The organism is Pseudomonas sp. MD195_PC81_125 (genome assembly GCF_014060985.1).
GTDB classification, from domain to species: Bacteria; Pseudomonadota; Gammaproteobacteria; order Pseudomonadales; family Pseudomonadaceae; genus Aquipseudomonas; species Aquipseudomonas parakoreensis.
Map to the genome: position 1 here is coordinate 1 of NZ_JABULD010000403.1, position 12,995 is coordinate 12,995.

Genomic DNA, 12,995 nt, shown 5'->3' on the forward strand with positions numbered 1-12,995 from the left:
CGAGACGTTGAATTCGGCTTTGATTTGCTTGAGGCGGGCTTCGCCGGAGCGGTAGAGGTTTTCCGCGTTGTCGTAGGCAGAACGGCTGACCATCTGCCGCTCCATCAAGGTTTTGTAGCGGTCACGCTCGGCGCGCACCAGGTTCAGATTGGCTTCAGCGGCGGCGACCTGGGCGCGAGTGGCTTCCAGTTGCAGGCGTACGTCCTGCGGATCGAGCTCGGCCAATGGTTGATCAGCCTTCACGCGCTGGCCTTCCTCGACCAGTCGTCGGCTGACTTTGCCGCCAATGCGGAACGCCAGATCGGGTTCGTAGCGGGCGCGAACCTCACCCGGATAACTTTCCATCGCCTGCGCCGAAGGCTCTGGCTGCACCACCATGGCCGGTCGAACGCTGACTGACGTCGCCTCTTCCTGACCGCATGCGGACAATAAAACAGCCAGACTGACTGGCACGGCAAAGGACAACGCATAGCGGAACATGGTGACGGACCTTTCGCTTATGGTGCTTGGAATATTTATACTGGCCGGTATGGTATTAATAGCAAACTCACCAGTCCAGTATTAAAAGCGAAGAATGTCGAACAATCTTTCAGCTCCAAACGGCCCGGGCCGTCCGAAGGATCCGGCCAAGCGCCGGGCAATCCTCGATGCGGCGAAAACCCTGTTTCTGAGTCACGGCTACGCCAACACCAGCATGGACGCGGTCGCCGCCGAGGCGGGCGTGTCGAAACTGACGGTTTACAGCCACTTCAACGACAAGGAGACGCTGTTCTCCTCCGCGGTAATGGCCAAATGCGAGGAGCAGTTACCGCCGCTGTTCTTCGAATTGCCCGCCGGCATCCCCGTGGAAAATGTGTTGCTGAACATTGCCCGGGGCTTTCATCAGCTGATCAACAGCGACGAGTCGGTAAATCTGCATCGCTTGATGATGGCGCTGGGCACCCAGGATCCGAAGCTGTCGCAGATCTTCTTCGACGCTGGCCCCGAACGCATGGTGCAAGGCATGGAGCGGCTGCTCAAACGCATCGACGAGACCGGCGTGCTGAGCATCGACCTGCCGCGCAATGCCGCCGAGCATTTCTTCTGCCTGCTCAAGGGTGCGGGGAATTTTCGTTTGCTGTATTGCTGCGGTGAACCGCTGAGCGAAGAAGCCTCAGAGAGTCATGTGCAGGAAGTGGTGGGGTTGTTCATGCGGGCGTATCGGCCCTGATTTTGCGGAGTTTTTGCGGACGCCTTCGCGAGCAAGCTCGCTCCCACATTTGAAATGCATTCCAATGTGGGAGCGAGCCTGCTCGCGAAGGGGACTGTCAGGTCACTGAAGATCGCGGATCAGATCAGCCCGCCTTCATCTTCATCGATCAGGTGGCTCAACCCGCCCAACGCTTCCCGTGCCTGGGTCCGGTCCATCAGTTTGGCTTGCGCCGCCGGCGGCAGGTCGGTGACGCGGATCACGCCCTTCTGGGTCAGCACCTGAATCAGGTCGTCGAGTACCCGAATCATTTCAAAGTCGCTCTGCTTGAGCTGTTTGAGGCTGTTTTCCACGGCCGCGTTGGCGAACCAGGCCTGGATGTCATGGTGGTCGGCCGGCAGCGTTTCCGTGGCCTCGGCGTAGGCCGCCGCTTCCACGCGAATCAACTGACCCTGCGCATCGCGTTGCACGTAAAACATTGAGCATCCCTCAGAAAGAACCAGCGTCATGCTGTCAGCAGCATAGGCCAACTGCGCGCGAGTATGCGGGCTGGCGACGAAATCGTCACCGCCGAGTTAGCCGCAAACGTGACGGCCGCCCCAAGGGGCGGCCGTTTTGTACACGCATCAGCTGTTGTTGTGGTCGACCTTGATGGTCGGATCGCTGCCGGCGATCAGGTTGTGAATGTTGGCGCTCGACCAGTTGTTGCCTTCCAGTTTGATCGTCACGTCCGGCGTGGCGGCTGCCGCGTCGCCGGAGTTGAACTTGCCCGCCGAGCTGACTTGCAGCGACGACGTGCCATCAACCGTGGTGATCTTCAGGAAGTTGTCGATGGTGCTGCCGGTTTCGCCCTGCAACAGGTCACGCAGGTCGATGCGGTCGCCTTCGCTGGCGTTGAAGTCCTTGATCACGTCGTTGCCGGTGTCGCCTGCTTTCCAGACGAAGGTGTCGGCACCGGAACCACCGATCAGGATGTCGTTGCCCTGGCCACCGATCAGCGTGTCGTTGCCGGTGCCGCCGAGCAGGATGTCATTGCCCTTGCCGCCGTCGAGCAGGTCGTTGCCGCCCGAGCCGAAGAGGATGTCATTGCCTGCGCCACCCAGCAGCGTGTCGTTGCCATCGTGCGCACCGGAGACATCGAACGCCTGATAGTGCTCGGTGATGTACTGGTGCACGTTGCTGGTGGTGACTTTGCTGACATCCACGCCGGTCTGCTGCGCCACGAACGCCTGCATCGCCTGATAACCCTCGCCGGCAATGCCGTTGAAGCTCACCAGGTCGCCGAACAGGATGTCGTTGCCGTCGCCACCGCTGACAGTGTCGTTGCCCGGCATCGTCGCTTCGGTATGGCCGATGATCGAGTTGGCCAGATCCTTCGGATCGATGTTGGTTTGCGGCAAGTGATCCGAGTCATACGGTTTCAGGTCGTTGAGGCTGACACCGCTGTTGATACCGATGGCTTCGACGTTCGACAGACCGCTGAGCAAGGCGAAGCTGCTGCTGGAGTTGTCGGTGGTGGCAGTCGTGGTGCTGTTACCAGTGCCGGCCAGGCTCGACAGCTCGTAGGTGCCGTCACCCTGAGCGTGAACCGTGCCCAGGTTGGTGGTGGTCCAGCCGCGGCCGTTGTAGGTCTGCAACTGGGCATAACCGCTGGAGTTGATGCTCAGGTAATGCGTGTTGTCGATGTACGTGCTGAAGGTATCGCCCAGCTTGTAGTTGCTGGTCGTGACCACACTGTCGAACTTCACGCTGCCATACAGCGTCGGGTTGGTCTGCTCGCCGCTCTGGTAGTAGGTCGGCTGGCCGTCGGTGATGAAGTAGGTAAGGTTCTTCGCCCCGGTGTTGGCCAGCGCTTCCGTGCTCTGGAAGAAGTTGGCCGTGGTCTTGAACACGTCTTCGTAGTTGGTGCCGCCACCGGAGGTCATCGAGTCGAGTACGGCTTTGAGCTGGGTCAGCGCGTTCGGGTCGTTGAGGTTCACCGAGACCGACTTGTTGACCTGGGTATCGAAGTCCACCAGGAAGATGTTCACGGTCCCCGAGTTGCTGCCGCCCAGGCTCTGCTTGAGGGTGTTGAACACCGAGGTCAGCGAGTCTTTGGCCGCGTTGATCGACGAGGTGCTCATACTGCCCGAGCTGTCGACCATGAACGCAATGTTGTAGTTGGTACCCGGCACCACGGTCAGACCGCCGATGTCGGCGACCATGATGTCGTTGCCGTCGGTGCCGTTGAAGGTGTCATCGCCCGAAGTACCGACCACGGCGTTGTACACCGCCGGCACCACGGTGACCGGAATCGTCGCGGTGCTGCTGGCCGAGCCGCCGACCATCTCGCTGGAAGTCGACGTCACGGTCAGGTTGAACTGGCCGTTGTAGTAGGTCGGCGGGGTCAGGGTCAGGCTGCCGAGGCTCCAGCCGGTGACGTTGGCTTCGCCATTGCTCGCGGTGACGGTGAAACTGTGGCCATGGCCGTCGGAGAGAACCGAACCGACCGGCGCACCGCTGATCTTCACGCTCAGGGTTTCCGAGCCGTCGGTGTCGGTCAGCGCGGTGTTGATCGCCGACAGTTTCACCGTGGTGCCTTCGGCGCCGGTGTTGAGTTTGTAGCCGTCGTAGTAGCCTTCGCCGTTGGTACCGTGCAGGTCGGAGACGGTCACACCGGCATTCACCAGATCCTGCACGCCGGTGTAGATCGGCACGCCGGCGCTGCTCAGGTCGATCGGCGTGCTGCCGTTGACCGACAGGTTCACGTCATAGCTGCCCGGGCCGCTCTGGTTGTGGTGGTAAATGTCCAGGGTGTAGTAGCCGCTGGTGGTCGGGGTAAACGAACCGCTGATCGTACCGCCCGCGCCCCAGGTGCCCGACGCCACGCTCTTGCCGCCGATGGTGATCAGCAGGCTGTCGTCAGCTACGCCGCTGAAGCTGTAGGTCTTGCCAGCTTCCAGATAGATCAGGCCCGAGGTTTTCGACGCGGTGCCGGCGGTCACGCTGCCGTCCGACTGCACGTTGGCCACGTTGGTGCTGGAGTTCGGGGTGCCGGCGCCATCGATCACGTTTTTCAGCGTGGTCGAGTCAGCGCCATTGCCGCTGGTACCCAGGCCCGCCAGACCGGTCCAGACTTCCTTGACCAGTCCGGTGGATTTCACGCTGTTGTCGGCCACGCTCACGGTCGGTGCATCCGCCACTGGCGTGATGTCGATCTTCACGGTGCCGGTGTTGCCCAGCAGTTGGCCGTCGGTGGGCTGGAACTTGATCTGCGCGTAGTCGGCCTGGTTGTTGCCCATGCCGGTGCCGCCGTAACCGTTGACGCCCGACTCGTTGGCATCCGGCAGGAAGCGCAGCTTGCCCGCGTCGATGTCAGCCTTGCTGAAGGTCTGGTTGTTGGCGACGTCTTTCCAGGTCGAACCGTCCAGATACTGCAGTTTGCCTTCGCCCGGCAGCTGGGTGATTTTGATCCCCAGGCTGCTGGCCGGGCTGTCCACGTCGGTCACACCGAAGGTCGACCAGCCGAGGATCAGCGGGGTGTCTTCGGTGCCAGTGACGTTGACTGGCGCTGCAACCGGCGCATCGTTGACCGCCACCACGTTGACCGTGGTGGTCGCAGTGTTGGAGTAGTTGCCGCCATCGGTCACGGTCACGGTGATGAACCGTGGCACGGTGCTCGGGTCTTCACTGCTGTTGGTGAAGGTGATGTTCTTGATGGCCTGCATGTAGTCAGCCAGCGTCGCGTTACCCGACAGGGTCAGGGTCACGGTGCCGTTGGTGCTGTTGGCATTGATGGTGATGCCGTTGACGCTGTTGCCGAGGTTCAGCGCATCGCCGTCCTGACGGTTGGTCAGGACGATGGTCGCACCGGTCAGCATGGTGCTGTCCGGGTCGGTGATCGTCAGGTCAGTGTCGGCAATCGACACGCCGGCGCCCGGGGTGTTTTCGGTGAACGTCACCTTGTAGTCGGCACCGGTGGCGCCGCTGGAGTTGTTGGCATCCAGGTCGATGACCGGTGGCGCATCGTTGTCGATGATCGAGGTGCTGACGCTGCCGTTGGTGCTGCTGACAGCCAGGTTCTCGAAGTTGCCGCCGGTGGCCGAGTCGATCTTGACCACGAAGTTCTCGGTGCCTTCGGTGATCTTGTCATCGATGGTCGCGACGTTGAACTGCGCGCTGCTGGCGCCTGCCGGGATCTTCACGGTGTACACGCCAGTGAAGTCCGAACCGTCGGCGGCGGTGCCGCTGTAGACGATTTTCAGGGTCACGTCGGTTTGCGCCGGGTGGGTCAGGCTGACGGTGTAGCTGGCGGTCTGGCCTTCGGTCACCGAGGTGCTGCCGGTGATGCTGACGGTGGTGGTGTCGATGGTATCGGCGACGCTGGTGACGGCCGGTGTCGTGCTCGGTACCAGGTTCTCGAAGTTGCCACCGCTGGCGTTGGTGATGGTCGCCTGCACGCTGCCGGCGTCTTTGTAGACATCGTCAGCCGGAGCCGGAACGGTCACGGTGCCAGTGGTTTTGCCGGCGTCGATGGTGATCACCGAACCGTTGCTCAAGGTCACGGTCACTGGCGAGCCGGCGGCGTTGCTCAGGGTCGCGGTGTAGGTGATCTGGCCGCCCTCGTTCACCGCCGGGGTCGCGCTCAGCGACAGGCTGGTGGTGTCGACGGTGTCGGTCACGGTGGTGCTGACCGGGGTCTTGTCGGCCACGAGGTTTTCGTAATTGCCGCCGGTCACGTTGCTGATCGAGTTGGTCAACGGAGCGTGGCCGGTCAGTGCATCGTTTGGCGCGATGCTGGTCACGGTGCCGGTGGTCTTGCCGATGTCGATAGTGATCGTCTGGCCGTTGGCCAGGGTCACCACGACTGGCGAGCCAGTCACAGGTGCACCGACGGTGGCGGTGTAGGTGACGGTGCCACCTTCGGCCACGGTGCCCGTGGCGCTGAGTTTCACGCCAGTGGTGTCGATGGTGTCGGTGACGCTGGTCACGGCTGGCGTGGTGCTTGGAACCAGATTTTCGAAGCTGCCACCGGTGGCAGTCTTGATCGTGGCCTGCACGGTGCCGGCGTCTTTATAGACGTCGTCGGCCGGAGCAGGGACGGTGACGGTGCCGGTGGTTTTGCCGGCGTCGATGGTGATCACGGCGCCGTTGCTCAGGGTCACGGTCACTGGCGAGCCAGCGGCGTTAGTCAGGGTTGCGGTGTAAACGATCGAGCCGCCTTCGGCCACGGTGCCGGTCGCGGACAGCGACAGGTTGGTGGTGTCGACGGTATCGGTCACGGTGGTGCTGACCGGCGTTTTGTCGGCCACGAGGTTCTCGTAGTTGCCGCCGCTGACGTTGGTGATGGCGTTGGTCAGTGGAGCGTGGCCGGTCAGCGCGTCGTTTGGCGCAGCAGTGGTCACGGTGCCGGTGGTCTTGCCGATGTCGATGGTGATCGTCTGGCCGTTAGCCAGGGTTACCACGACTGGCGAGCCAGTGACTGGCGCACCGACGGTGGCGGTGTAGACAACGTTGCCGCCTTCGGCCGCTGTACCGGTGGCAGACAACTTCACGGTAGTGGTGTCGATGGTATCGGTGACGCTGGTCACGGCCGGTACGGTGCTTGGTACCAGGTTTTCGAAGTTGCCGCCGCTGGCATTGGTGATGGTTGCCTGCACGGTGCCGGCGTCTTTGTAGACGTCATCAGCCGGGGCAGGAACGGTCACGGTGCCAGTGGTTTTACCGGCGTCGATGGTGATCACGGCGCCGTTCGACAGAGTCACGGTGACTGGCGAGCCAGCCGCGTTGGTCAGGGTTGCGGTGTAAATGATCGAACCACCCTCGGCGACCGTATTAGTGGCGCTCAGGGACAGGTTGGTGGTGTCGACAGTGTCGGTCACAGTGGTGCTGACCGGCGTCTTGTCGGCCACCAGATTTTCGTAGTTGCCGCCGGTCACGTTAGTGATCGAGTTGGTCAACGGCGCGTGGCCGGTCAGCGCATCGTTCGGCGCGATGGCGGTCACGGTGCCGGTGGTCTTGCCGATGTCGATGGTGATCGTCTGGCCGTTGGCAAGTGTCACAACGACAGGCGAACCCGTGACTGGCGCACCGACGGTGGCGGTGTAGGTGACGGTGCCACCTTCAGCCACGGTGCCAGTGGCGCTGAGTTTCACCCCAGTGGTGTCGATGGTGTCGGTGACGTTGGTCACGGCCGGCGTGGTGTTCGGTACCAGATTTTCGAAGTTGCCACCTGTCGCCGACTTGATGGTCGCCTGCACGGTACCGGCGTCTTTGTAGACGTCGTCCGCTGGAGCCGGAACGGTGACGGTGCCGGTGGTTTTGCCCGCGTCGATGGTGATGACTGCACCGTTGCTCAACGTCACGGTCACTGGCGAGCCAGCGGCGTTGGTCAGGGTTGCGGTGTAGATGATCGAACCACCCTCGGCGACCGAGTTGGTTGCGCTCAGGGACAGGTTGGTGGTGTCGACAGTGTCGGTCACGGTGGTGCTGACCGGGGTCTTGTCGGCCACCAGATTTTCGTAGTTGCCGCCGGTCACGTTAGTAATGGCGTTGGTCAACGGTGCATGACCGGTCAATACGTCATTCGGCGCGGTGGTGGTCACCGTGCCGGTGGTTTTACCGACTTCGATGGTGATGTTCTGACCGTTGGCCAGAGTCACCACAACCGGCGAACCGGTGACTGGCGCACCGACGGTCGCGGTGTAAGTGACAGTGCCACCTTCAGCCGCAGACTCGGTCGCGGTCAGTTTGACCGTGGTGGTATCGATGGTATCGGTGACGCTGGTCACGGCCGGGGTGTTGCTGGTCACCAGGTTTTCGAAATTGCCGCCAGTCGCGCTCTTGATCGTGGCCTCAACGGTGCCGGCGTCTTTGTAGACGTCATCAGCCGGAGCCGGAACGGTCACGGTGCCGGTGGTTTTACCGGCGTCGATGGTGATCACGGCGCCGTTCGACAGGGTCACGGTGACTGGGGAGCCAGCGGCGTTGGTCAGGGTCGCGGTGTAAACGATCGAGCCACCTTCGGCCACGGTACCGGTCGCGGACAGCGACAGGTTGGTGGTGTCGACTGTATCGGTGACCGTGGTGTTGACCGGGGTTTTGTCGGCAACGAGGTTCTCGTAGTTGCCACCGCTCACGTCAGTGATCGCGTTGGTCAATGGCGCATGACCGGTCAGCGCATCGTTCGGCGCGGTGGTGGTGACGGTGCCGGTGGTTTTGCCGACTTCGATGGTGATGTTCTGACCGTTGGCCAGGGTCACCACGACTGGCGAGCCAGTCACTGGCGCACCAACGGTCGCGGTGTAGGTGACGGTACCACCTTCGGCAGCAGACTCGGTCGCGGTCAGTTTGACCGTGGTGGTGTCGATGGTGTCGGTGACCTGAGTCACAGCCGGCACAGTACTCGGTACCAGATTTTCGAAGTTGCCACCGGTAGCGTTGGTGATCGTTGCCTGAACGGTGCCGGCGTCTTTGTACACGTCATCGGCAGGTGCCGGAACGGTCACAGTGCCAGTGGTTTTGCCCGCTTCGATGGTAATCACGGCGCCGTTGCTCAACGTCACGGTGACTGGCGAGCCAGCGGCGTTGGTCAAGGTCGCGGTGTAGATGATCGAACCACCCTCGGCGACCGAATTGGTTGCGCTCAGCGACAGGTTGGTGGTGTCGACTGTATCGGTAACGGTGGTCGAAACCGTGGTTTTGTCGGCGACCAGATTCTCGTAATTGCCACCGGTCACGTTAGTGATGGCGTTGGTCAACGGCGCATGGCCGGTCAGCGCGTCGTTCGGTGCTGTAGTGGTTACAGTACCGGTGGTTTTACCCACCTCGATGGTGATGTTCTGGCCGTTGGCGAGAGTCACGGTCACTGGCGAACCGGTTACCGGTGCACCGACGGTTGCGGTATAGGTGACGGTGCCACCCTCAGCCGCAGACTCGGTCGCGGTCAGTTTGACCGTGGTGGTGTCGATGGTGTCGGTGACGTTGGTGACGGCTGGAACGGTGCTAGGCACCAGATTCTCGAAGTTGCCACCGGTAGCGCTGGAGATGGTCGCTTCGACTTTACCGGCGTCTTTGTAAACGTCATCGGCCGGAGCTGGAACAGTCACGGTACCGGTGGTTTTACCGGCGTCGATGGTGATGACGGCGCCGTTGCTCAACGTCACCGTGACTGGCGAGCCAGCCGCGTTGGTCAGGGTCGCGGTGTAAACGATCGAGCCACCCTCGGCCACGGTGCCGGTCGCATTGAGCGACAGGTTGGTGGTGTCGACGGTATCGGTGACGTTAGTGCTGACCGGGGTTTTGTCAGCCACGAGGTTTTCGTAATTGCCACCAGTCACACCGGTGATCGAGTTGGTCAGCGGCGCATGACCGGTCAGCGCATCGTTCGGTGCAGTGCTGGTCACGGTGCCTGTGGTTTTACCCACTTCGATGGTGATGTTCTGGCCGTTGGCCAAGGTCACCACAACCGGAGAACCGGTTACCGGCGCACCGACGGTTGCGGTATAGGTGACGGTGCCACCTTCGGCCACCGAAGTGTCGGCAGTCAGTTTGACGGTCGAGGTGTCGATGGTGTCGGTCACGTTGGTGGCGGCTGGAACAGTGCTCGGCACCAGGTTCTCGAAGTTGCCACCGGTGGCGGTCGAAATGGTCGCTTCGACTTTGCCTGCGTCTTTGTAAACGTCATCGGCTGGCGCTGGAACGGTTACGGTGCCGGTGGTTTTGCCGGCCTCGATGGTGATGACTGCACCGTTGCTCAACGTCACGGTCACTGGCGAGCCAGCGGCGTTGGTCAGGGTTGCGGTGTAGATGATCGAACCACCCTCGGCGACCGAATTGGTTGCGCTCAGCGACAGGTTGGTGGTGTCGACTGTATCGGTAACGGTGGTCGAAACCGGGGTTTTGTCGGCGACCAGATTCTCGTAATTGCCACCGGTCACGTTAGTGATGGCGTTGGTCAGCGGCGCATGGCCGGTCAGCGCATCGTTCGGCGCGGTGGTGGTGACGGTGCCGGTGGTCTTGCCGACTTCGATGGTGATGTTCTGACCGTTGGCCAGGGTCACGACCACAGGCGAACCGGTCACTGGTGCGCCCACGGTAGCGGTATAGGTGACGGTGCCACCTTCAGCCGCAGATTCGGTCGCGGTCAGTTTGACCGTAGTGGTGTCGATGGTGTCGGTGACGTTGGTGACTGCAGGAACGGTGCTCGGCACCAGGTTCTCGAAGTTGCCACCGGTCGCGGTGGAAATGGTTGCTTCGACTTTGCCCGCGTCTTTGTAAACGTCATCGGCCGGAGCTGGAACAGTCACGGTACCGGTGGTTTTACCGGCGTCGATGGTGATGACGGCGCCGTTGCTTAACGTCACCGTGACTGGCGAGCCAGCCGCGTTGGTCAGGGTCGCGGTGTAAACGATCGAGCCACCCTCGGCCACGGTGCCAGTGGCACTGAGCGACAGATTGGTGGTGTCGACGGTGTCAGTGACATTGGTCGAAACCGGCGTTTTATCCGCCACAAGGTTTTCGTAGTTACCGCCGCTCACGTCGGTGATGGCGTTGGTCAGCGGCGCATGGCCGGTCAGCGCATCGTTCGGCGCGGTGGTGGTGACGGTGCCGGTGGTCTTGCCGACTTCGATGGTGATGTTCTGACCGTTGGCCAGGGTCACGACCACAGGCGAACCGGTCACCGGCGCGCCTACAGTAGCGGTATAGGTGACGGTGCCACCTTCAGCCGCAGACTCGGTCGCGGTCAGTTTGACCGTGGTGGTATCGATGGTGTCGGTAACGTTGGTGACGGCCGGAACCGTGCTAGGCACCAGATTCTCGAAGTTGCCACCGGTGGCGCTGGAAATGGTCGCTTCGACTTTACCGGCGTCTTTGTAAACGTCATCGGCCGGAGCTGGAACAGTCACGGTACCGGTGGTTTTACCGGCTTCGATGGTGATCACCGCGCCGTTGGACAGGGTCACGGTCACCGGAGTCCCGGCCGGGTTGGTCAGGGTCGCGGTGTAGACGATCGAACCACCCTCGGCCACCGAGTCGCTGGCAGTCAGGTTCAGGTTGGTGGTGTCGACAGTGTCCGACACTGAGGTGTTTGCCGGTGTCTTGTCGGCCACCAGGTTTTCATAGTTACCGCCGGCAACCTTGTCGATGGCGACGCTCAGCGAGCTGCCGCCCGCCAATGGGCTGTTCGGCGCGACGAAGTTCACGCTGCCGGTGGTCTCACCGACGGCGATGGTGATGGTCTGGCCATTGGACAGAGTGACCACAACTGGCGAGCCGGTTACAGGTGCGGTCACGCTCGCGGTGTAGACCACGGTCTCGCCTTCGGCGACGTTGGCGGTGGCAGTCAGCGACACGGTGGAGGTGTCGATGGTGTCGTTGACGGTGGTCACCGCCGGCGTGTTGCTGGTGACCAGGTTTTCGAAGTCGCCACCGGTCGCGCCCTTGATGGTCGCTTCAACGGTGCCGGCGTCCTTGTAGACGTCATCCTTCGGTGCATCGACGGTCACGGTGCCGGAAGTTTTGCCGGCGTCAATGGTGATCACCGCGCCATTGCTCAACGTCACGGTCACCGGAGTGCCGGCGGCGTTGGTCAGGGTGGCGGTGTAGGTGATCTGGCCACCTTCGTTCACCGCCGGAGTCGCGCTCAGCGACAGGTTGGTGGTGTCGACGGTGTCGGTCACGGTGGTGCTGACTGGCGTCTTGTCGGCAACGAGGTTTTCGTAGTTGCCACCGCTGACATTGGTGATCGAGTTGTTCAGCGGTTCGTGACCGTTCAGCGCATCGTTCGGTGCGGTGGTCGTTACGGTGCCGGTGGTTTTGCCGACTTCGATGGTGATGTTCTGACCGTTGGCCAGGGTCACGACCACAGGCGAGCCGGTTACCGGAGCACCGACAGTCGCGGTGTAGGTGACGGTGCCACCTTCAGCAGCGGACTCGGTTGCGGTCAGTTTCACCGACGTGGTGTCGATGGTGTCAGTGACTTCAGTCACTGCCGGAACAGTGCTCGGAACAAGGTTCTCGAAGTTGCCACCGGTTGCACCGTTGATGGTGACTTCAACCTTGCCGGCGTCTTTGTAGACGTCATCGGCTGGCGCTGGAACCGTCACGGTGCCGCTGGTCTTGCCCGCTTCGATGGTAATCACCGAACCGTTGGACAGCGTCACGGTGACCGGCGAGCCAGCGGCATTGGTGAGGGTCGCGGTGTAGGTGATCGAACCGCCCTCGGCGACCGAGTTGGTGGCGCTGAGCGACAGATTCGTCGTGTCCACGGTGTCAGTGACGGTGGTGCTGACCGGGGTTTTGTCAGCGACCAGATTTTCGTAGTTGCCGCCGCTGACGCCGGTGATCGAGTTGGTCAGCGGTTCGTGACCCGTCAGCGCATCGTTTGGCGCGGTGGTGGTCACGGTGCCGGTGGTCTTGCCGACTTCGATGGTGATGGTCTGACCGTTGGCCAAAGTGACAGTCACTGGCGAGCCAGTGACTGGTGCGCCAACGGTCGCGGTGTAAGTGACGGTGCCGCCTTCAGCGACCGAGGTATCGGCCGTGAGTTTCACGGTCGAAGTATCAATGGTGTCAGTGACTTCGGTTACGGCCGGAACCGTGCTCGGAACGAGGCTCTCGAAGTTGCCGCCCGACGCATCCTTGATCGTGACTTCGACTTTGCCGGCGTCCTTGTAGACGTCATCGGCTGGCGCCGGAACGGTCACGGTGCCGGTCGTTTTACCCGCTTCGATGGTGATCACCGCGCCGTTCGACAGGGTCACGGTGACCGGCGTACCGGCCGGGTTGGTCAGCGTCGCGGTGTAGACGATCGAGCCACCTTCCG

The 12,995-nt window shown here is 61.9% G+C and carries 4 protein-coding genes; 1 reads left to right on the plus strand and 3 read right to left on the minus strand.

The genetic code is table 11. From position 1 onward, the window contains the following. A partial coding sequence (locus tag HT737_RS16500; protein WP_182403301.1) for an efflux RND transporter periplasmic adaptor subunit occupies nucleotides 1–480 on the minus strand: 480 nt, incomplete at its 3' end. A 94-nt stretch (nucleotides 481–574) separates the two neighbouring features. On the opposite strand from HT737_RS16500, the gene HT737_RS16505 reads away from it, so the two are divergent. Then, entirely contained in the window at nucleotides 575–1,210 is a 636-nt protein-coding gene (locus tag HT737_RS16505; RefSeq protein ID WP_182403304.1) for a TetR/AcrR family transcriptional regulator, read from the plus strand. 119 nt (nucleotides 1,211–1,329) lie between these two features. Here HT737_RS16505 and HT737_RS16510 read toward each other — a convergent pair whose 3' ends face one another. Beyond that, on the minus strand, nucleotides 1,330–1,668 hold the full coding sequence (locus HT737_RS16510) for a tryptophan synthase subunit beta (protein ID WP_121182990.1): 339 nt from the start codon (nucleotides 1,666–1,668) through the stop codon (nucleotides 1,330–1,332). Between the two features lie 147 nt (nucleotides 1,669–1,815). Further along, nucleotides 1,816–12,995, minus strand: an 11,180-nt coding sequence (locus HT737_RS16515) for an immunoglobulin-like domain-containing protein (protein WP_182403305.1), incomplete at its 5' end; no start/stop codon positions are given.

Excerpts from the sequence above, each read along its gene's own strand:
- HT737_RS16505 (WP_182403304.1), top strand. The coding sequence starts at position 575 with ATGTCGAACAATCTTTCAGCTCCAAACGGCCCGGGCCGTCCGAAGGAT.
- HT737_RS16510 (WP_121182990.1), bottom strand. The coding sequence starts at position 1,668 with ATGTTTTACGTGCAACGCGATGCGCAGGGTCAGTTGATTCGCGTGGAA.